This window comes from Nonomuraea sp. NPDC003560 (assembly GCF_042878785.1).
Classification (GTDB): domain Bacteria; phylum Actinomycetota; class Actinomycetes; order Streptosporangiales; family Streptosporangiaceae; genus Nonomuraea.
Window position 1 is genome coordinate 575,905 of record NZ_JBIAOF010000003.1, and the last position, 18,539, is coordinate 594,443.

Here is an 18,539-nt window from a genome sequence, read left to right on the forward strand (position 1 = left end):
CTACGGCCTCACCGGGCCCGCCGGTCGGGACGGCGGCCCCAGGTGGCCCAGCGCCACAACCATTCCAGCGGGCCGAAGCGGTACCGGCGCAGCCAGAGGGTGGACCACACCCACTGCAGAGCCAGGATGACGGCGGCGATCCCCACGATCGTGGTCAGCGTCCAGCCCTCCGGCGGGCCGCCGGCCAGCTTGCCGAGGACCAGGACCAGGGCGGTGGCGCTCAGGTAGTTGGTCAGCGCCATGCGGCCCAGCGGGGCGAAGACGGCCCGCAACACCGGGCGCAGCGGGGTCCTGAGCAGGACGAGCAGGACGCACACGTACAGACCGGCCATGAGCAGCCCGGACGCGGCCATCGGCAGGGGGACGCCCGTGCTCGCGGCCTGCCACATGAGCGCCGGGACGGTGGCCGCTGCGAGCCCCAGGGCCAGCAGCGCCGGGACGCGGGTGGAGCTCTCGATCCGGTCGATCACGCCGTACCTGGTGAGGGCCGAGCCCAGCAGGAACAGGCCGGGCACCAGCATCGTGCCGCCCCCGAAGACGACCAGCGCCGCGACGACGAGCACGGCGGCGAGCCCGGCCACGGCCCAGCGCGGCAACCATGTCGAGGGCAGCAGTACCACCAGGCCGACGACCGCGTAGATGGTCAGGATGTCGCCGCGCCACAGCAGGAACATGTGCGCCAGGCCCATGCAGGCCAGCAGGAGGAGCCTGCGCAGCAGCAACGCCCGCGGATGGGGCACGCGGGCGGCGGCGGAGTCGAGCAGCAGCGAGAAGCCGACGCCGAACAGCAGCGAGAAGATCGGGAAGAAGCGCTGCTCGACGAGCAGGCCCAGCCAGCGGGCGGTGTCGTCGAGCGTCGCCTGCTGCGCGGTGACCGGGTCGGTGCCGACGTGCGAGATCGGCTGGACGTTGGCCAGCAGGATCCCGCACAGGGCGAAGCCGCGCACGACGTCGAGCGCGATGATGCGCGACCGCCCGGGGGCGGCCGGGGGTGTGGTGCGGGGTGTGGTGTCCTGGGGCAGGGCGCGGGCGGGCCGCGGGTCGTCATGGGGCATGAAGCCTCATCCTGCGGCGGGCGGCGGGGCGCGGGGAGGGTCCAAAGCAGGGTTCGGGCCGCGGCGACCGTACTTTCGGCCGGTGTGCGGGGCGGACCGGCCTCCCTGGCCTGGAGTGCGCGCGGCGACCGTACTTTCGGCCGGTGTGCCGGGCGGGCCCGCCTCCCTAGCCTGGGTGCGTGAACGTGCGGAACCGGCCGGAGCTCGCCTGGCCCTTCGGGCGGCGGGCCGCGGCCGTGACGGCGCAGGCCGCGCTGGCGGTGGCGGCCGTGGCCGTGCTGGTCTTCTGGGCCGGCCTGATCGCCGGCAGCTGGGGCGGCGGCTACTGGGTGTTCGACTGCGCGGCGGGGGCGGCGGTGTGCGCGCTGGCCCTGGCGCGCCGCCTGGCCCCGGCGTGGACGGCCGCGGGCGGGCTGGCGGTGGCGGCCGTGGCCGTCCTGGTCGCCGCGTGGGCCGGGCTGCCGAACGAGCCGGGACCGGCCATGGCGCTGGGCCTGTCCGTGCTGGTCGGGTCGGCGGTCAGGACGCTTCCCGTACGGGCCGCCTGCGCCGTCGCGGCCGGTGGGCTCGCGGTCGCCGCGGCGAGCGTGCCCGGCGCGCACAACGGGGCCACGGTGGGGCTCAACGTGGCCTGGTGGCTGGCCGCCCTGGGCGTCGGCGGCGGTCTGCGGCTGCTGTCGGCGCGCCGCCTGTCGGCCGCCGATCGCGTCCGGCACGACGAGCGCCGCAGGCTGGCCAGGGAGCTGCACGACGTGGCCGCGCACCACCTGACCGGCATCGTCCTGCAGGCCCAGGCGGCCCGGCTGCTGGCCCGCAGGGGGTCGGGCCCGCTGGAGGAGTCGCTGGAGGACATCGAGGACGCCGGCGCCGGAGCCCTGGCCGCGCTGCGCCGCGTCGTGGGCCTGCTGCGCGATGCCGCCGACGACGTGCCCGGCCCGCCCGGCCGGCTCACCGACCTGGTCGGCGGCTTCGACGGCCCGCCCGTGACCCTGCGCGTCCCCGGCGAGGCCGAGAGCTGGCCGCCGGAGGTGAACAGCACCGTCTACCGGATCGTCCAGGAGTCGCTGACGAACGTCGCCCGCCACGCGGCCCGCGCGGTCACCGTCGAGGTCACGGTCACCGGGCGGGACGGCGCGGTCGTGGTCGAGGTCGCCGACGACGCGCCGCCCGCGCCGCCGTCCCGGAGCCGCGGCGGCTACGGCCTGCTCGGCATGCGCGAACGCGTCGAGGCCCTCGACGGCACCCTGCGCGCGGGCCCCCGGCCGGAGGGCGGCTGGACGGTCCACGCGACCCTGCCACTAGGGGGACGGCGATGACGATCGGCGTGCTGCTGGCCGACGACCAGGCGATGGTCCGCCGGGGCCTGCGGCTGATCCTGGAGGACCAGCCCGACATCCGCGTGGTGGCCGAGGCCCGGGACGGCGCGGAGGCCGTGGAGCTGGCCCGGCGGGTACGCCCCGACGTCTGCCTGGTGGACATCCTCATGCCCGGCATGGACGGCATCGCGGTCACCCGCGCCCTGGCCGGCGCCGGCGTGCCCGACCCGCTGCCGGTGGTCGTGGTCACCACCTTCGACCTGGACGAGTACGTCTACGACGCGCTGCGCTGCGGCGCGGCCGGGTTCGTGCTGAAGGACGCCGGCCCGGCCCTGCTCGCCGAGGCCGTACGGGCGGCCAGCACCGGGGACGCCCTGATCTCGCCGTCGATCACGCCGCGCCTGCTGGGCCGCCTGGCCAGGCGGGCGCCGCGCGCGACGGGAGCGGTGCACCCGCTGTCGGAGCGGGAGACCGACGTGGTGCGCGCCGTGGCCGCCGGACGCAGCAACCGGGAGATCGCCGCCGCCCTGCACATCTCGCTGAGCACCGTGAAGGGCCACATCTCCGCCATCCTCGACAAGCTGGGCATACGCAACCGGGTCGAGATCATCGCGTGGGCCTGGGAGAACGGGGTCGCGGGCTAGGGACGTCCCTCAGCGCGACTCGTCGCCCAGCCGCACGCTCGCGCGGGCGATGTCGGCCAGCGTGATGTCGGCCAGCATCATCTCCTCGTGGTCGCGCAGCGCGCTCCACACCTCGGCGAGCGGGCTGGCCACACCGGGATAGCCGCCGTGGTCGCCGCCCTCGGAGACGCCTTCGACGATCAGCACGATGTCGGCGAGGGTGATCTCGCCGGCGGGCCTGGCCAGCCAGTAGCCGCCCTCGGGGCCGCGCTGGCTGTGCAGCAGGCCCGCCCGGCGCAGCTGCAGCAGGATGTTGTCGAGGAACTTGCGGGGGATGCCCTGGGCCGTGGCGATCTTCTCGGCGGGCATGGGGCCCGGCGGCGCTGCGGCCAGCTCGGCCGCGGCGCGCAGGGCGTACTGGGTTCTGGCGGAGATCCGCATGACCGTCTACTGCTCAGGCGCTCACCTGGTGCAGGCCCCAGCGGCGGCGCAGCGCGTCGTCCGCCAGGCCGAAGACGCGGTCCACCACGATGCCGATGACCAGGATGACGATCATGGTGGCGAGCAGGCCGGGCGAGTCGGCCAGTTCGCGGGCGTAGTGGAGCTGCTCGCCCAGCGAGGCCTGGTTGGCGATGATGACCAGCAGCTCACCGGCCATCAGCGAGCGCCAGGCGAACGCCCAGCCCTGCTTGAGCCCGGCCAGGAACGACGGCAGCGAGGCCGGCAGGATGACGTGCCGGTAGAGCGCGATCCGGCGGAAGCCGAGCATGTGCCCGGCGCGCAGCAGGATCGGCGGCGTGTAGTCCACCCCGGTGATCAGGCCGTTGGCGATGGACGGCGCCGCGCCCAGCACCACCACGAACAGGATCGCGCTCTCCGACAGCCCGAACAGCAGGATGGCCAGCGGGAACCAGGCGATGGACGGCATCGTCTGGAGCCCGGTGATCAGCGAGCCCGTGGCGCGGCGCAGCGGCCCGATCCGCGAGACCAGCGCGCCGACGACCAGCCCGACGGCGATCGCCAGGGCGAACCCGGTGACCGCGCGGCGCATGGTGACCGTCAGCGCGGTGTAGAACTCGGGGTCGCCGAGCCGGTGCCCGAGCTCGGCGAGCGTGGTGACCGGCCCGGCGAAGACGTACTCGGGCCACCAGCCCGCCCACACCACGGCCTGCCAGACGGCCAGCACGATGAGCACGGCCGAGGCGATCGGCCACAGCCCCGCCCACAGCCGGGAGGCCAGGCCGGCGCGGTGGCCGGTGCCCAGCTCCAGCGCGTCGAGCCCGGCGAGCTGCTGGGCGTGGGTGTCCGTCGTCGTCATGCGGGCTCCTCCTGACGGGCGTGGCGCAGGACCTCCTGGCGGAGGCGGCCGGTGATCTCCCCCGCCAGCTCGGCCACCTCGCCCGAGTCGGTACGGCGGGGCCGCGGCAGCGCGACGGGGAAGTCCTCGACCACCCGCCCCGGCCTGCTGGACAGCAGCACGACCCGGTCGCCGAGCCGGACGGCCTCGCGCACGTTGTGGGTGACGAACAGGACCGACAGGGCGCGTTCCCGCCAGATGCGTTCGAGCTCGTCGTGCAGCAGGTCGCGGGTCATGGCGTCCAGGGCGCCGAAGGGCTCGTCCATCAGCAGCACGTCGGCGTCCTGGGCGAGGGCCCTGGCCAGGGCGACGCGCTGGCGCATGCCGCCGGACAGCTCGTGCGGCCGCTTCCTGCCGAACCCGCTGAGGTGGACGATGTCGAGGAACTCGGCGGCCCGGTCCCGGCGTTCCCGCTTGCTCACGCCCTTGGCGCGCAGCGCCATCTCGACGTTGGCCGAGACGGTCAGCCAGGGGAACAGCGCGGGTTCCTGGAACATGAGCGCGACGCGGGCGTCGTCCACGTCGATCCGGCCGGCCGTGGGCCGGTCGAGCCCGGCGACCAGCGACAGCAGCGTGCTCTTGCCGCAGCCGGACGCGCCGAGCAGGCAGACGAACTCGCCGGGCGCCACCGACAGCGAGACCTGGTCGAGGGCTTGCAGGGCCGTCCGGCCCTGACCGTAGAGCTTGGAGACGGCCTCCAGCCGGATCGCGGGGCTCTGCCCGTCGACCCGGCCGGTGACCTGCTCCGTGAGCGGAGCGGACATCGCGTGCGCCTCCTACTTGTCGGAGATGGCCTGCTGGCCCTTGGCGGCGAGGACCTCGTTGAGGACCTTGAGGTCGTAGATGCCGTTCAGGTCGACCGGGTCGAGGAGGCCGACCTTGGTCGCGTGCTCGGCGCTGCCCACCAGCGACGAGGCGATCGGGTCGTTGGTGAAGGTGATGTTCTTGAACGCGCTGTCCAGCACCTCGGGCTTGAGCGCCTTGCCGGTCAGCTTCTGCAGGGCGGCGTTGGCGGTCTGCGCGGCGCCGGCCGGGTCCTTGGCGATGACGTCGTTGGCCTCGACGTGCGCCTCGATCAGCTTCTTGAGCAGGTCGGGGTGCTCCTTGGCCCACTCCTGGCGGACGATCAGGTGGGTGATCACGAACTGCTTGTTCGGCCACAGGTCGCGCTCGTCGACCAGCACCTTGCCGCCGCTCTCCTTGATCAGGCGGCTGGCGAACGGCTCGGGCACCCAGGCGCCGTCGATGTCGCCGGTGGCGAAGGTCTGGATGGTCTGGGAGTTCTCCTGGGGCACGATCGAGACCTCGCCGCCGCCCTTGGTGTCGGTCTTGATGCCCTTCTCGGTCAGCCAGTAGCGCAGCGCGACGTCCTGGGTGTTGCCGAGCTGCGGGGTGGCGATCTTCTTGCCCTTGAGGTCCTCCACCGAGTTGATCCCGGGCTTGACCACGAGGAACACGCCGCCGGACGCCGCGCCGGCGACGATCTTGATGGCCTGGCCCTTCGACTTCGACCAGGCGTTGATGGCCGGGTTGGGGCCGACGTAGGTGGCGTCGATGGCGCCGGAGAACACGGCCTCGATCGCGGCCGGCCCGGCGTTGAACGTGCTGGTCCTGGGCGCGGTGCCGAGGTGCTTGGCGTAGATGCCCTTCTCCACGCCGACCAGCGCGGTGGCGTGGGTGATGTTGGGGAAGAAGCCCAGACGCACCTGCGTGGCGCCGGCTCCCCCGCTCTTCGCGCCGCTGTCCGCAGGGCTGCCGCTGCCCCCACAGGCGGCCGCCATGGTCGTGAGCGCCAGGGCGGCCAGGGTGGCCACCGTTACGCGAACCCTGCGAGCGTTCATCTCTTCTCCCTATTTCCCACTTATTTAGTGGCTTTAGAGTGTTTATAGGAGCAAGGGAGGGCGCTCGTCAATCCCACTCTGGGTCACAGACTCTTCACGAAAGGCAGCGGGCCGCGCTTGGGACGGTCGTCCGGGTCGAAGCGCGGGGTGTAGCCGCCGGCCAGGTACAGGGCGACGGCCTCGGGCTGACGGGGGCCGGTGGTCAGGTGAACGCGCAGGTAGCCGCGGCGGGCGGCCTCGCGTTCCAGCTCCCGTACGACGACCGCGCCCAGGCCGCGCCTGCGGTGGCCGGGATGCGTCCACACCCGCTTCAGCTCGGCCGTGTCGGCGTCGTAGCGGCGGAAGGCCCCGCCCGCCACGGTCTCGCCGCCCACCACCAGGACGAGGAAGGCCCCGTCCGGCGGCGCGAACTCCTCGGCCGGGTACCGGTTCAGCTCGTCGTTGGCGCCGTACCGGCTGGTGTACTCCAGCGCGAGGTCCGCCAGCAGCGGCCGGACGGCGGGATCGTCCGGCGCGACCAGGCGGACCTCGAAGGCGGGCGCGCTCAACCGCTCTGCCTCGGCAGGCCCGGCGGGTTGACCCTGGACTCGGCGACCGCCTCGTTGCCCAGCCCCCACCGGTCGAGCACCTGCCGGTACGTCCCGTTCCCGATCACCGTGGCCAGCGCGTCGTGCACCGGCCCGACCAGGCCGTCGCCCTTCTTCGTCATCGCCGCGATGAGCCCCTGCAGGCCCGGCCCGGCGCCCGAGGCGGTGCCCACGATCCTGGAGCCGCCGCTGACCGCGACGTTGTAGGCGATGGTCGGGTTCGGGCCGAAGTACGCCTGCACACGCCCCGACTTCAGGGCGAGCAGCACGTCGCCGTACTTCTGGTAGTAGAGGATCTCGACCGGTTTCCGGCCGGCCTTCCGGTTCTGGGCGTCCCAGTCGAGCAGGATCTTCTCCTGGTTGGTGCCCGAGCCGACCGAGACGCGCAGCCCGGCCACGTCGGCGGGCCCGGAGATCCTTTTGATCGGGCTGGAGCCGGGAACCTGCCAGGCGAGCTGGTCGATCCGGTACGTCGCGAAGTCGTAGACGTCCTTGCGCTCCTCGGTGACGGTGACGTTGTTGAACACGGCCTCGTACTTGCCGGATCTGGCGCCCAGGAACAGGTTCTCCCAGGAGGAGCTCTCCGGCTCCAGCTCCAGGCCGAGCACGTCCGCCACGAGCTGGGCCAGGTCGGTCTCCACGCCGATCGGCGTGACGTTGTCGCTGGCCGGGAAGACCAGCGGCGGCGAGCTCTGAACGCTGAAGCCGACGGTGAGCCGCCCGTCCCGGGCGATCGCGGCGGGCACCCGGGCGGCGATGCTCGCGACCTTGCCGGTGCGCACCCGCTTCTGGTCGGGGCCGGTGTCGACGGCGCGGCCGGCGACCGCGCCGTCGGCGCCGGCTCCCTCGCCGGCTCTTTGGACGAGCGCGGGTTCGGCCGCGCAGGCGGTGACGGTGGTGGAGACGATCAGCAGGAGTGCGGGCACGGCGGTGAGACGCATGGGGGTTCCTTGTGATCAGAGGACCTTGCCGAGGAAGGCGCGGGTGCGCTCGTGGCGCGGGGCGTCGAGGACCTGGGCGGCCGGGCCGCGCTCGACGATGCGGCCGTCGTCCATGAACACGACGGTGTCGGCCACCTCCCGGGCGAAGCCGATCTCGTGCGTGACGACGATCATGGTCGTGCCGCTGCGGGCCAGGTCCTTCATGACCTCCAGGACCTCGCCGACCAGCTCCGGGTCGAGGGCGGAGGTGGGCTCGTCGAACAGCACCACCTTGGGCTCCAGGGCCAGCGCCCTGGCGATGGCGACGCGTTGTTGCTGGCCGCCGGAGAGCGTGCGCGGATAGGCCGCCGCCTTGCCGGCCAGCCCGACCCGGTCGAGCAGGCGGGCGGTCAGCTCGGCCACCTCGGCGCGCGGCCGGCGCTGGGCCGACAGCGGGGCCTCGGCGATGTTCTGGCTGACGGTGAGGTGCGGGAAGAGGTTGAAGTTCTGGAAGACGAAGCCGATGCTGGTGCGCTGGCGGAGGATCTCGCGTTCGGGCAGCTCGTACAGGTGGTCGCCGGCGCGCCGGTAGCCCAGCAGCTCGCCGTCGACCGTGACCGTCCCGCGTTCCACCTTCTCCAGGTGGTTGATCACGCGCAGCAGGGTGGACTTGCCCGAGCCGGACGGCCCGAGCACCACCGCCACCTCGCCCTGGCGTACGCGCAGGTCGATGCCCTTGAGCACGTGCAGCGCGCCGAAGCTCTTGTGCACACCGGCCAGTTCCACCATCATGAGCGGCCCCTGCCGTAGTGGCGCTCCAGGAAGTGCTGGCCGACCGAGAGCGTGGTCGTCAGGACGAGGTACCAGACGGTCGCCACCAGCAGCAGCGCCATCACCCTGCCGTTGCGGTTGTAGATCACCTGTACCTGGTAGAACAGCTCGGGCAGGGCCATGATGTAGACCACCGAGGTGCCCTTGACCAGGCTGACGATCTCGTTGCCGGCGTTCGGCACGATCGTCCGCATGGCCTGCGGCAGGATGATCCGGAAGAACCGGCGGGCGCGCGGCACGCCCAGCGCCGCCGCGGCCAGGCGCTGCCCCGGATCGACCGACAGCAGGCCGCCGCGGACGATCTCGGCGGCGTAGGCCGCCTGGTGCAGCGCGAGCCCGAGCGCGGCGGCGGTGACCGGCCCGATCAGGTCCATCGTGCCGACGTCGAAGAAGGCCGGCCCGAACGGCACCCCGAACGACAACCTCGGGTACAGCAGCGCCAGGTTGTACCAGAACAGCAGTTGCAGGATCAGCGGCACCGAGCGGAACAGCCACACGTAGCCCCAGGCCACCGAGGCCAGCAGCCGGTTGGCCGACAGGCGCATGAGGGCGAGCAGGGTGCCGAGCGCGAACCCGAGCCCGATGCCCAGCGCGGTCAGCTCCAGCGTGAGCAGCACCGAACGCAGGACGGAGGGCGCGAACAGGTACATGCCGACGACGTCCCACTCCCAGGCGGGGTTGGTGACCAGGGCGTTGACCGCCATCGCCAGCAGCACCAGCACGACGAGCGCGGCCACCGCCCGTGACGGGTGGCGGGCGGTCACGACCTTCGGCGCGGGCTCCTCCAGCCCGGCGGCGGGCACCGCCTCGGCCGTGTCACGCAGCGCCATGGCCCGCACGCACGTCGTCGCCACGGCCCGAACGTGCGGCTCCCTCGCGGGCGGCGTCGGCGCGGGCGGCGTCGCGGCGGGCCACTTCCGCGCGGACGAGCGGGATGACGTGCCGGCCGAAGTCGACGGCGTCCTCCAGGATCGCGTAGCCGCGCGCCGAGAGGATCTCCACGCCCAGGTCGTAGTAGTCGAGCAGGGCCTGCGCGACCGTCTCCGGGGTGCCGACCAGGGCGGTGGAGTTGCCGGCTGCGCCGGTGGCCGCCGCGGTGGGCGTCCACAGGGCGCGGTCGTGCCGCTCTCCCCTGGCGGCCACCTCCAGCAGCCGCAGCGACCCGGCGTTCTGCGGCGGCCCCCCGGGACGCCGCCGCGGGTTCGCCCGGGAGTGTCGCAGCTCGCCCAGGATCCGGTGCGCCTTCTCCCAGGCCAGCTCCTCGGTGGGCGCGATGATCGGCCGGAAGGCCACCTGGATGCGCGGCACGTCGGCCCGCCCGGCCGCGCGGGCCGCCTCCTTGACCGAGGCGATCTGCTGCGCGGTCTCGGCCAGCGGCTCGCCCCACAGGCAGTAGACGTCGGCCTCGGCCCCGCCGGCCGCGTACGCCGCGGGCGACGAGCCGCCGAAGGAGACCTGGGGCCGCGGCCGCTGGACCGGGAAGACGTCGGAGACGAAGTCCCGGAAGGAGTAGTGGGCGCCCTCGTGGTCGAACGGCTCCCTGGAGGTCCACCCCTTCTTGACGATCCTGATGTACTCCCTGGTCCTGGCGTACCGCTCGTCCTTGGTCAGGACGTCGCCCTCCCTGCCCTGCTCATGGTCGTTGCCGCCGGTGATGAAGTGCACGGTCAGGCGGCCGTCGCTGATCTGGTCGAGCGTGGCGAAGGTCTTGAGCGCGTACGTCGGGTACGACACGTTCGGCCGGTGGGCCAGCAGGATGCCCAGGCCCTCGACCCGGCCGGCGACGTACGCCGCCACCTGGGCCGGGTCGGGCGAGCCTGAGCCGTAGGCGAACAGCACCCGGTCCCAGCCGTGCTCCTGGTGGGCCCGCGCGAGCCGGAGCGTGTACTGCTTGTCGAAGGAGGGGCCCGAGCGGGGCGAGGTCTCCGAGCCGTCGTTGGTGCCACCGATACCGAGGAACTCCACAGGCATGTCGCGGCCTTTCTGGCGTCGTGAACGCCTTTCACCCCAGCACGGCGATCTTATTCCGTCAAGCCCTACCAATTTAGTTGGTTTTTATCTACGGTGGAGGCGTACGGAAGGAAGGACACCATGCCATCCCTGACCATCACCCCCGTCGCCGGCCGTGTAGGAGCCGAGATCACCGGTGTGCGGCTCGCGCCCGATCTGCACCCCGACGTCGTGGCCGAGCTCCGCCAGGCCCTCCTCACCCACAAAGTGATCTTCCTGCGCGGTCAGGAGCACCTCGACGAGCAGAGCCAGGTGGGCTTCGCCCGGCTGCTCGGCGAGCCGACCGCCGCCCACCCGACCGTGCCCGCGCTGCACGGCAACGCCCACATCCTGGACCTCGACTACAGCAACGGCCAGAAGGTCGACCGCTGGCACACCGACGTGACCTTCGTGGACCGGCCGCCGCTGGCCTCGGTGCTGCGCGCGGTCGTCGTGCCGGAGGCGGGCGGCGACACGTTGTGGGCCAACACCGTCAGCGCGTACCAGAACCTGCCCGCCGAGCTGCGCGACCTGCTCGACCGGCTGCGCGCCGTGCACACCAACCAGTACGACTACGTCCGCACGGCCACCATCGACGAGCGCGCCCGCGAGCACGCCGAGGTGTTCGCCTCCACCCTGTTCGAGACCGAGCACCCGGTCGTGCGCGTGCATCCGGAGACCGGCGAGCGCTCGATCCTGCTCGGCGACTTCGCCAAGCGGCTGAGCGGCCTGTCCGGGCACACCTCCGGTTCGATCATCCGGCTGGTCCAGGAGCACGTCACCGAGGTGGAGAACACCGTCCGCTGGCGCTGGTCGCCCGGTGACGTGGCCATCTGGGACAACCGGGCCACCCAGCACCGCGTGGTGCACGACTTCGGCGACCGTCCCCGCCGCCTGCACCGGGTCACGATCGCCGGGGACGTGCCGGTCGGCGTGGACGGCCGCACCAGCACCGCCCTCAGCGGCGACGCCGCGACCTACTCGCCGATCGCCGCCTGACCCTCCCCGGGGCCGCCCCGGCCACGAACGTCGCCGTGGCCGGGGCCTCGCGGAGCGGCCGAAGCCAGTGCGGGCGGGGTTGGCTGGGCCCCGCCCGCACCTCCCATCCCCCACCTGAAAGGCACGCCCATGAGCACCGGCGAATCCCCCACCGGACGCGAGAGCCGCGTCGCCGTCAACGAGGACTGGGCCGCCACGGTCGTCGGCCTGGTCCTGCTCGTCCTCGTCCTCACCGGCGTCATCCCCGTCGGGCTGGTGCCCTGATGAGCGCCGCGACCGTCACCGCCGACCGCGCGACCTGGCGCGGGACGGCGCTCGGGGTCCTGGTCGTCCTCGTGCTGGCCGCCGCGACCCGGTTCCTGGAGAAGGGCGTGCCCGGCTGGCTCCCGGACTCCGGGCTCGCCAAGGCCGTCGAGTTCCCGGTCTACGCGATCGCCCTGGGGCTGCTCGGCAACGCGCTGCTGACCGCGGCCGGGCTGCGCGAGCGGCTGGCCGGCGGGTTCCGCACCGAGTTCTTCATCAAGACCGGGCTGGTGCTGCTCGGCGCCTCCATCAACCTCAAGGTGATCGTGACCGCCGCCGGGCCGGCCGTGCTCCAGGCGATCGTGCTGATCAGCACGGTGTTCCTGTTCACCTGGTGGCTCGGCGGGCGGCTCGGGCTCGACGACCGGCTGCGCGCGCTGCTGTCGTCGGCCGTGTCGATCTGCGGGGTCAGCGCGGCCATCGCGGCGGCGGGGGCCGTCCAGGCCAGGAAGGAGCAGCTCGCCTACAGCGCGAGCCTGGTGATCGCGTTCGCGCTGCCGTCGATCTTCGTGCTGCCCGCCCTGGCCTCGGCGTTCGGGCTGCCGCCCGAGGTGGCGGGGGCCTGGATCGGCGGCAACATCGACACCACCGCCGCCGTCACCGCCGCCGGCACGATCGCGGGCGAGGACGCCCTGGCCATCGCCACGATCGTCAAGGTCACCCAGAACGCGCTCATCGGCGTCGTCGTGGTCGCGCTGACCGCCTGGTTCGCCTTCCGGGTCGAGCGGCGGGCGGACGCCGAACGGCCGGGGGCGGCCGAGTTGTGGCGGCGCTTCCCGAAGTTCGTGCTCGGGTTCGTCGCCGCGTCCGTGATCGCCACCTGGTGGCTCACGACGGTCCCCGCGGGCCAGGGCAAGGCGGTCGTCGGGGTCGCCAACGACCTGCGGACCTGGTTCCTGATCCTGGCGTTCGTCAGCATCGGGCTGGAGTTCCGGGTGGCCGCGCTGCGGGCGGCCGGCTGGCGGCCGGTCGCCGTGTTCGCCGCCGCGACGGTGGTGAACGTGGTCGTCGCCCTGGCCCTGGCCCTGGCCCTGTTCTCCGGCTTCACGGCCGGCTGAGGGTCCCGCCCTCGGGGGGCGGGACCGTCCCGCTACGCGACGGGCTGCTGGGCGGGATCCGCCACCCGGACGATCGAGCCGCTGATCTGCTGCGGGTTGCGGATCAGGTTGAGGATCGGGCAGACCCGCTCGACCTCGGCGTGCAGCCCGGCCAGTTGCTCGTCCGAGGCGGGCGAGCCGATCTGCACCTCGTAGCGGAAGTTGTGCGGGTACACCGGGACGCCCTGGTCGCCCGGGAGCTGGGCCTTCGGGTCGTACTCGGCGCGGACGTCCACCTCCAGGGAGTCGATCGGCACCTCCAGCTCGGCGGCCTTGATCAGGAAGATGTGCGTCACGCAGCTCCCCAGGACGCCGGCCTGCAGCTCGGGCGAGCCGGGGCCGAGGTCGTAGCCGGCGAAGTCGGGGCCGCTGTCGCTGATGATCTGGAAGTCCCTGATCCTGATGCGCCGGATCCCGCTGCGGCCCTCGGCCGTGACGTGGGCGTGCAGCGGCACCGGGCCGCCCGCCGGGGCCTCCCGGCGGGCCAGCAGGGCGGCGCGCTTGTGCGACAGGTACTCGCGAAGGGTGCTCATGGGCCTTTCTCTCTCGAACGGGGTTCAGCTCAGGGTCACGTGGCCGAGCGGGGTGTCGACGACGGCCCGCAGGCCGGGCTCCGGCCCCTCGGTGACGTCGAGCGTCACGTCGAGGGCGGCCAGGTCGCGGCGGAGCGCGCCGGGGTCGGGATGGACGGCGGCGAAGGAGACCAGGCCGAGCTGCGGCAGGTCCGTGGCGGCCGGGTGGGTGGTCGTCCCCCAGTCGATGAGGAAGGGCACCGGACGGATCGCGGCGGGGTCCTCGCGCCGGGTGAGCCGCCACTCCAGCAGCTCGCCGGACGGGGTGCGCCGGGACAGCGGCTGTACGTCACCGGGGTCGTAGCCGCGCTCGCGGGCCAGCTCCACGGTCTTGTCCAGGTCCTGCGGATGCACGGCCCAGGCGGCCAGCCGTGGTTCGGTGAGCGTCGCCAGCCCGAACGCCCGCGGCCGCACCTCCGACTCGGGGTCCGGCCCGATGATCTCCAGGTACGCGGTCGGCCCGAAGCGCACCAGGTAGTTCGCGGTGCCCCCGGGATGGCTGCCGCCCCGGACGGGCCGCACGCCGGTGCGCGCGGCGAAGTCCTCGACCCCCGCGAGCAGGTCGGGAACGGCATAGACGAGGTGGTCGAGGTGACGGTCGGTCATCGGTGGTCCTCCGGTTCGCCGAGTGAGAGCATGAGCCGGTTCGCCCAGTTGAAGAAGGCGGCGGCGTGGATGGTGTCGCTGATCGCCAGGTCGTCCAGCCCGGCCGCGCGCAGCGCCGCGATGTGCTCGGGCCCGAACTCCACGGGCGTGGCGGCCAGCGCGACCGAGGCGTCGACGACCGCCCGCCAGGTGCCGTCCTGCGGCGCGTCCACCCCCTCGTCGAGCAGGCGCTGCACGTCCTGCGGGCGCTTGGAGTGGTGGGCGGCGAAGCGGGCGTGCACCGACGCGCAGAACACGCAGCCGTTGCGCCGCGAGGTCGCGGTCGCGGCCAGCTCGCGCTCGGCGCGCGGCAGCCCGCCGTCGGCGTTGTAGAAGATGTCGTTGTCGGTCTTGGTGCGCGCGTGCAGGATCTCGGGGTCGCGGGCCAGCAGCAGGAAGTACGGCGACGACGCCCGCGCCCGGTCCACCAGCGCCTCGTAGTGGGCCTCGGTCAGCTCCTCCGGCGCGAGCGGCGGCAGCCAGGGCCGCCAGCCGAGCTGTTCCTGGGTGAAGCCGGTGCTCACGCCGCCACCTCCGCGTTGAGCAGCCGCAGGCCGCCGACCACCCGGACCTGGAAGGCGAGGAAGGCGACGAGCTGCGACAACGTCACCACGCCCGTCGGGCTCCAGCCGGCCGCGGCCAGCGCCTCCAGGGCCTTCTCATCAGCCTCGCGGGGCCGGAAGACCAGCAGGTGCGCGTGCTCGAACGCGGCGGTGAGCCGGACGCCCAGCTCGTCCGGGTTCCGGACCCGGTAGCGCAGGCCCTCGTCGCTCTCGGCGGCCAGCGGCGCGGGGTAGACGCCGTACGGGCCGGTGGTGGCGCCCGCCTCGACCTCGGTCTCGACGGCCTTCAGCAGGCCGGGGGCCAGCTCGGCGAGCCGGTCGGCGTAGAAGCCGGCGACGACGGCGTCCCGGTGCAGCCCGGCCACGAAGGCCGCGACGGCGTCGCGTTCGACGAGGGTGACCTCGCCCTCCTCGTCGGGGGTGAAGAGCGCGTCGAAGCCGCGCTGGGCGTGCTCGCGGGCGGCGGGCCGCAGGTCGCGCAGCTTGTCGAGACGGGAGCCCGGTCTTATCCCGGCCAGGTGGTCGATGACGTCGTTGATCATGTGGAGCTCATTTCGGTGGAGGGGAGCCAGCCGAGCGCGGGGGCGACCTCGGTCGCCAGCAACTCGGTCGAACGCAGGACCAGCGGGTGCGGCGGGTCCACCGAGTGCACCTGGAAGACCAGGTCGGTGACCCGTTCGAGGGTCGGATCGGCGCGCAGGCTGTCGATGACGTCCTGCGGGGTGCCCACGTGCACGTCGAAGGCGGCGATGCGGCTGTCGAGGTCGCCGCCGGGCAGCTCCCACGGCAGCCGGCCGCGCCCGAGGCCCCGCTCGGCCCAGCGCAGCGCCTCTGCCCGGCTGTCGGCCACGAACGCGGTCCGCGAGGCCACGATGCGCGGGACGACGCCCGCGGGCAGGTTCTCGTGGTAGGCGTCCACGATCGGCCGTTGCAGGTCGGCCAGCGTCGCCTGGGGGTCGTCGGCCGGCCGGGGCTGGGTGCGCGAGAGCATGAGCCCGTTGCCCGCCCGGCCGGCGCGCGCTCCGCCGGCGGCCGAGAACGTCGCCTCCCAGATCGCGCCGGGCAGCCGGGGCGCGGGCGGGTAGAGCCGGTTGCCGCCGCCCAGGTCCTCCCCCGACCAGGCCCTGAGCAGGATCGACAGGTGCTCGGCGTACAGGGCGGCGCGGTCGCCGCTGTCGTGCCCGAACGGCCCGAACGACGACGGCGTCCCGCCGCTGCCCACCCCGATCTCCAGCCGCCCGCCGGTGAGCAGGTCGAGCACGGCGGCGTCCTCGGCCACCCGCACCGGGTGCTCCAGCGGCAGCGTGATGATGCCGGTCCCGAGCCGGATGCGGCTGGTACGGGCCGCCACGTGGGCCAGGAACACCAGCGGCGCGGGCAGCCCGCCCTCCTCGCCGTCGAAGTGGTGCTGGGCCACCCAGGCGGTGTCGAACCCGAGCGACTCGGCGTGCGCGATCTGCTCGGCCGCCAGCCGGTAGCGCTCCGCCGGGGGCGCCTCGTCCAGGACGCGGGTGAAGAAGCCGAGCCTCATCGCACCGGCTCCGGGATGGCCGCGAGCAGCTCGCGGGTGTAGTCGTCGGCCGGGTCGGTGAAGACCCGCCGGGTGGATCCTGATTCCACGATGCGTCCTTTGTTCATGACGGAGACGGTGTGCGAGATCTGCCGCACCACCGCCAGGTCGTGCGAGATGAAGAGGTAGGTCAGGCCGAGGTCGCGCTGGAGCTGCCCGAGCAGGTCGAGGATCTGCGCCTGGACCGTGACGTCGAGCGCCGAGACGGCCTCGTCGAGCACGAGCACCTCCGGCCCCGCGGCCAGCGCGCGGGCGATGGCCACCCGCTGCCGCTGCCCGCCCGACAGCTCGCGCGGCCGGCGCGACGACACGTCCGCGGGCAGCGCCACCCGGTCGAGGAGCTCCGCGACGCGGGCCCGGCGGGCGGCGCGGTCGCCGAGCCGGAAGTTGCGCAACGGCTCCTCCACGATGTCGGCGACCGACTGCCGCGGGTCCAGCGACCCGTACGGGTTCTGGTGCACGAGCTGGACGTGCCGGCGGAAGCCGCGGCCGTCGGGGGCCCCGGCGACGGTGACCGTGCCCGACGTGGGCTCGGCGAAGCGCACCACCATGCGCGCGGTGGTGGTCTTGCCGGACCCCGACTCCCCGACGAGCGCGTGCGTGGTGCCGCGCGGCACCTCGAACGAGACGCCGTCCACGGCCCGGAAGGCCCGCCGCCCCGACCGGAACTCCTTGACCAGGTCGCGCACCACGATCGCGGGCTCGGCGGCCACCGGCTCGCGGAAGGGGCGGGCCGACAGCGCGGGGGCGTCGTGCAGCAGCCTGCGGGTGTAGTTTGCGCCGGGCGCCGCCAGGACGCCCCTGGTCGGGCCCTGTTCCTCGACGCGGCCGTCCTTCATGACGACCAGCCGGTCCGAGCGGCCGGCGGCCACGCCGAGGTCGTGGGTGACCAGCAGCACGGCGGTGCCGAACTCGGCGCGCAGGTCGTCGATGAGGTCCAGGATGCGCCGCTGCACGGTGACGTCCAGGGCGCTGGTGGGCTCGTCGGCGATGATCAGCCGGGGTTCGAGCGCGACGGCGATGGCGATCAGCACGCGCTGGCGCATGCCGCCGGACAGCTCGTGCGGGTACTGGCGGGCCCGCGTCTCGGGGTCGGGCAGGCCGACGCGGGTGAGCAGCTCGACCACCCGGCGCCGGACCGCGGCCCGGTCGCCGCGCTTGTGGATGCGCAGCACCTCGGCGATCTGCGCCCCGACCGTCTTGACCGGGTCGAGCGAGTTGGACGGGTCCTGCGGGACCAGCCCGATCTGGGCCCCCCGGACGGACTCCATCCGCCGCGGCGACCAGGTCGCCAGGTCGTTCTCCCCCAGCAGGACGCTGCCGCGGTCGAGCGAGGCGTTGCGCGGCAGCAGGCCGATGATCGAGTGCGCGGTCGTGGTCTTGCCGGACCCCGACTCGCCGACGACCGCCACCACCTCGCCCGGCTCGACGGTGAAGGAGACGCCGTGGACCGCCGGGCGGCCGTCGTAGGAGACCGCGAGATCGCGGACGTCGAGCAGGCTCACGAGGACTCCTTGGCGATGGACCGGCTGATCCGGCCGGCGGCGAGCACGACCGCGACCACCACGGCCCCGGGCAGCGTGGTCAGCCACCAGGACGTGGCCAGGTAGTTGCGGCCCTCGGCGATGAGCAGCCCCCACTCGGGGGTCGGCGGCTCGGCGCCGTAGCCGAGGAAGCCGAGCGTCGAGATGGCCAGGATGGCCACGCCGAACTGCAGGGCGGCCAGCGCGACGACGGGACCGAGCGAGTTGGGCAGCACGTGCCGCCACAACACGGCGGTGAACCGGCCGCCGCTGCCGAACGCGGCCTCGACGTAGTCGGTGCGGCGCACCCGGACGACCTCCGACCGCGACAGCCGGGCGAACGCGGCCACCGAGCCGACGCCGACCGCGACGGCCACGTTCACCGTCCCCGGGCCGAGCAGGATGATCACGACCAGGGCCAGGAGCAGGCCGGGGACCGACAGCAGCACGTCCACGACCCGCATGACGGCGGCGTCGGGCACCCCGCCGAGCGAGCCGGCCAGCAGCCCGAGCAGCGTGCCGAGCAGCAGGCCGACCGCGACGGCGACGAACGCCCCCGACAACGAGTGCACGGCCCCGTGCACCACCCGCGCGAACACGTCCCGCCCGACGGCGTCGGTGCCGAACAGGTGCTGCGCGCTCGGCGCCTGAAGCTTCTCGACCGGCACGCCGGCGATCGGGTCGTACCCGGTGAACAGCCCCGGGACGACCGCCCACAGCAGCGCCACGGCGATCACCGTCCAGGCCA

Annotated in this window: 22 protein-coding genes; 5 read left to right on the forward strand and 17 right to left on the reverse strand. The window is 73.5% G+C overall.

From position 1 onward, the window contains the following. Positions 1–8: 8 nt before the first annotated feature. Positions 9–1,055 (reverse strand): DUF418 domain-containing protein, encoded by a 1,047-nt coding sequence (locus tag ACFYUV_RS13565; protein ID WP_387668488.1) that lies wholly within the window; start codon positions 1,053–1,055, stop codon positions 9–11. A 179-nt stretch (positions 1,056–1,234) separates the two neighbouring features. On the opposite strand from ACFYUV_RS13565, the gene ACFYUV_RS13570 reads away from it, so the two are divergent. After that, complete coding sequence (locus ACFYUV_RS13570) at positions 1,235–2,371, forward strand: sensor histidine kinase (protein ID WP_387668490.1); 1,137 nt, start codon at positions 1,235–1,237, stop codon at positions 2,369–2,371. Further along, entirely contained in the window at positions 2,368–3,015 is a 648-nt protein-coding gene (locus tag ACFYUV_RS13575; RefSeq protein WP_387668494.1) for a response regulator, read from the forward strand. Before ACFYUV_RS13570 ends, ACFYUV_RS13575 begins: the two co-directional genes overlap by 4 nt. A 9-nt stretch (positions 3,016–3,024) precedes the next feature. Here ACFYUV_RS13575 and ACFYUV_RS13580 read toward each other — a convergent pair whose 3' ends face one another. The 9 genes from ACFYUV_RS13580 to ACFYUV_RS13620 form a co-directional block, all read right to left on the reverse strand. Then, positions 3,025–3,435 (reverse strand): Rrf2 family transcriptional regulator, encoded by a 411-nt coding sequence (locus ACFYUV_RS13580; protein WP_358283040.1) that lies wholly within the window; start codon positions 3,433–3,435, stop codon positions 3,025–3,027. Positions 3,436–3,448: 13 nt separating this feature from the next. Next, positions 3,449–4,312 (reverse strand): ABC transporter permease, encoded by an 864-nt coding sequence (locus ACFYUV_RS13585; RefSeq protein WP_387668497.1) that lies wholly within the window; start codon positions 4,310–4,312, stop codon positions 3,449–3,451. Then, entirely contained in the window at positions 4,309–5,115 is an 807-nt protein-coding gene (locus ACFYUV_RS13590; RefSeq protein ID WP_358283036.1) for an ABC transporter ATP-binding protein, read from the reverse strand. The genes ACFYUV_RS13585 and ACFYUV_RS13590 overlap by 4 nt, the downstream gene beginning before the upstream one ends. 12 nt (positions 5,116–5,127) lie before the next feature. After that, positions 5,128–6,192, reverse strand: coding sequence for an ABC transporter substrate-binding protein (locus tag ACFYUV_RS13595; protein WP_387668500.1), 1,065 nt, complete (start codon positions 6,190–6,192; stop codon positions 5,128–5,130). Between the two features lie 83 nt (positions 6,193–6,275). After that, positions 6,276–6,740 (reverse strand): GNAT family N-acetyltransferase, encoded by a 465-nt coding sequence (locus ACFYUV_RS13600; RefSeq protein ID WP_387668502.1) that lies wholly within the window; start codon positions 6,738–6,740, stop codon positions 6,276–6,278. After that, on the reverse strand, positions 6,737–7,720 hold the full coding sequence (locus tag ACFYUV_RS13605; RefSeq protein WP_387668504.1) for an ABC transporter substrate-binding protein: 984 nt from the start codon (positions 7,718–7,720) through the stop codon (positions 6,737–6,739). Before ACFYUV_RS13605 ends, ACFYUV_RS13600 begins: the two co-directional genes overlap by 4 nt. Positions 7,721–7,735: 15 nt before the next feature. Then, on the reverse strand, positions 7,736–8,491 hold the full coding sequence (locus ACFYUV_RS13610; protein ID WP_387668506.1) for an amino acid ABC transporter ATP-binding protein: 756 nt from the start codon (positions 8,489–8,491) through the stop codon (positions 7,736–7,738). Then, positions 8,488–9,384, reverse strand: coding sequence for an amino acid ABC transporter permease (locus tag ACFYUV_RS13615; protein ID WP_387668509.1), 897 nt, complete (start codon positions 9,382–9,384; stop codon positions 8,488–8,490). The genes ACFYUV_RS13610 and ACFYUV_RS13615 overlap by 4 nt, the downstream gene beginning before the upstream one ends. Beyond that, positions 9,347–10,501: an LLM class flavin-dependent oxidoreductase gene (locus ACFYUV_RS13620; RefSeq protein ID WP_387668511.1), complete on the reverse strand. Its 1,155-nt coding sequence runs from the start codon at positions 10,499–10,501 to the stop codon at positions 9,347–9,349. Before ACFYUV_RS13620 ends, ACFYUV_RS13615 begins: the two co-directional genes overlap by 38 nt. 120 nt (positions 10,502–10,621) lie before the next feature. Here ACFYUV_RS13620 and ACFYUV_RS13625 point away from each other — a divergent pair, with 120 nt between their 5' ends. The 3 genes from ACFYUV_RS13625 (at position 10,622) to ACFYUV_RS13635 (ending at position 12,879) form a co-directional block, all read left to right on the forward strand. Beyond that, positions 10,622–11,518, forward strand: coding sequence for a TauD/TfdA dioxygenase family protein (locus ACFYUV_RS13625; RefSeq protein ID WP_387668513.1), 897 nt, complete (start codon positions 10,622–10,624; stop codon positions 11,516–11,518). A 129-nt stretch (positions 11,519–11,647) separates the two neighbouring features. Further along, on the forward strand, positions 11,648–11,782 hold the full coding sequence (locus ACFYUV_RS13630; protein WP_387668515.1) for a hypothetical protein: 135 nt from the start codon (positions 11,648–11,650) through the stop codon (positions 11,780–11,782). Further along, positions 11,782–12,879 carry a YeiH family protein gene (locus ACFYUV_RS13635; protein WP_387668517.1) on the forward strand — a complete coding sequence of 366 codons (1,098 nt, stop codon included), beginning with the start codon at positions 11,782–11,784 and terminating at the stop codon, positions 12,877–12,879. Before ACFYUV_RS13630 ends, ACFYUV_RS13635 begins: the two co-directional genes overlap by 1 nt. Positions 12,880–12,911: 32 nt before the next feature. On the opposite strand, the gene ACFYUV_RS13640 is transcribed toward ACFYUV_RS13635, so the two are convergent. The 7 genes from ACFYUV_RS13640 to ACFYUV_RS13670 are packed head-to-tail and all read right to left on the reverse strand — an operon-like array spanning position 12,912 to position 18,528. After that, positions 12,912–13,451 (reverse strand): OsmC family protein, encoded by a 540-nt coding sequence (locus ACFYUV_RS13640; protein ID WP_387668520.1) that lies wholly within the window; start codon positions 13,449–13,451, stop codon positions 12,912–12,914. Positions 13,452–13,475: 24 nt separating this feature from the next. Then, positions 13,476–14,096 (reverse strand): VOC family protein, encoded by a 621-nt coding sequence (locus tag ACFYUV_RS13645; RefSeq protein ID WP_387668522.1) that lies wholly within the window; start codon positions 14,094–14,096, stop codon positions 13,476–13,478. Further along, positions 14,093–14,659: an alkylhydroperoxidase domain protein gene (locus ACFYUV_RS13650; RefSeq protein WP_357990849.1), complete on the reverse strand. Its 567-nt coding sequence runs from the start codon at positions 14,657–14,659 to the stop codon at positions 14,093–14,095. Before ACFYUV_RS13650 ends, ACFYUV_RS13645 begins: the two co-directional genes overlap by 4 nt. Beyond that, the gene (locus ACFYUV_RS13655; protein ID WP_387668525.1) at positions 14,656–15,240 is read right to left on the reverse strand and encodes a CMD domain protein; all 585 of its coding nucleotides are present in this window, start codon (positions 15,238–15,240) and stop codon (positions 14,656–14,658) included. Before ACFYUV_RS13655 ends, ACFYUV_RS13650 begins: the two co-directional genes overlap by 4 nt. After that, entirely contained in the window at positions 15,237–16,229 is a 993-nt protein-coding gene (locus tag ACFYUV_RS13660; RefSeq protein ID WP_387668528.1) for a putative FMN-dependent luciferase-like monooxygenase, read from the reverse strand. The genes ACFYUV_RS13655 and ACFYUV_RS13660 overlap by 4 nt, the downstream gene beginning before the upstream one ends. Next, positions 16,226–17,773 (reverse strand): dipeptide ABC transporter ATP-binding protein, encoded by a 1,548-nt coding sequence (locus ACFYUV_RS13665; RefSeq protein ID WP_387668530.1) that lies wholly within the window; start codon positions 17,771–17,773, stop codon positions 16,226–16,228. Before ACFYUV_RS13665 ends, ACFYUV_RS13660 begins: the two co-directional genes overlap by 4 nt. Continuing rightward, positions 17,770–18,528, reverse strand: coding sequence for an ABC transporter permease (locus ACFYUV_RS13670; protein WP_387668533.1), 759 nt, complete (start codon positions 18,526–18,528; stop codon positions 17,770–17,772). Before ACFYUV_RS13670 ends, ACFYUV_RS13665 begins: the two co-directional genes overlap by 4 nt. Positions 18,529–18,539 lie beyond the last annotated feature (11 nt).

Coding starts and splice junctions, on each gene's coding strand:
- ACFYUV_RS13565 (WP_387668488.1), bottom strand. CDS start 1,055: ATGCCCCATGACGACCCGCGGCCCGCCCGCGCCCTGCCCCAGGACACC.
- ACFYUV_RS13575 (WP_387668494.1), top strand. CDS start 2,368: ATGACGATCGGCGTGCTGCTGGCCGACGACCAGGCGATGGTCCGCCGG.
- ACFYUV_RS13580 (WP_358283040.1), bottom strand. CDS start 3,435: ATGCGGATCTCCGCCAGAACCCAGTACGCCCTGCGCGCCGCGGCCGAG.
- ACFYUV_RS13585 (WP_387668497.1), bottom strand. CDS start 4,312: ATGACGACGACGGACACCCACGCCCAGCAGCTCGCCGGGCTCGACGCG.
- ACFYUV_RS13590 (WP_358283036.1), bottom strand. CDS start 5,115: ATGTCCGCTCCGCTCACGGAGCAGGTCACCGGCCGGGTCGACGGGCAG.
- ACFYUV_RS13595 (WP_387668500.1), bottom strand. CDS start 6,192: ATGAACGCTCGCAGGGTTCGCGTAACGGTGGCCACCCTGGCCGCCCTG.
- ACFYUV_RS13605 (WP_387668504.1), bottom strand. CDS start 7,720: ATGCGTCTCACCGCCGTGCCCGCACTCCTGCTGATCGTCTCCACCACC.
- ACFYUV_RS13610 (WP_387668506.1), bottom strand. CDS start 8,491: ATGATGGTGGAACTGGCCGGTGTGCACAAGAGCTTCGGCGCGCTGCAC.
- ACFYUV_RS13620 (WP_387668511.1), bottom strand. CDS start 10,501: ATGCCTGTGGAGTTCCTCGGTATCGGTGGCACCAACGACGGCTCGGAG.
- ACFYUV_RS13625 (WP_387668513.1), top strand. CDS start 10,622: ATGCCATCCCTGACCATCACCCCCGTCGCCGGCCGTGTAGGAGCCGAG.
- ACFYUV_RS13630 (WP_387668515.1), top strand. CDS start 11,648: ATGAGCACCGGCGAATCCCCCACCGGACGCGAGAGCCGCGTCGCCGTC.
- ACFYUV_RS13635 (WP_387668517.1), top strand. CDS start 11,782: ATGAGCGCCGCGACCGTCACCGCCGACCGCGCGACCTGGCGCGGGACG.
- ACFYUV_RS13640 (WP_387668520.1), bottom strand. CDS start 13,451: ATGAGCACCCTTCGCGAGTACCTGTCGCACAAGCGCGCCGCCCTGCTG.
- ACFYUV_RS13645 (WP_387668522.1), bottom strand. CDS start 14,096: ATGACCGACCGTCACCTCGACCACCTCGTCTATGCCGTTCCCGACCTG.
- ACFYUV_RS13655 (WP_387668525.1), bottom strand. CDS start 15,240: ATGATCAACGACGTCATCGACCACCTGGCCGGGATAAGACCGGGCTCC.
- ACFYUV_RS13660 (WP_387668528.1), bottom strand. CDS start 16,229: ATGAGGCTCGGCTTCTTCACCCGCGTCCTGGACGAGGCGCCCCCGGCG.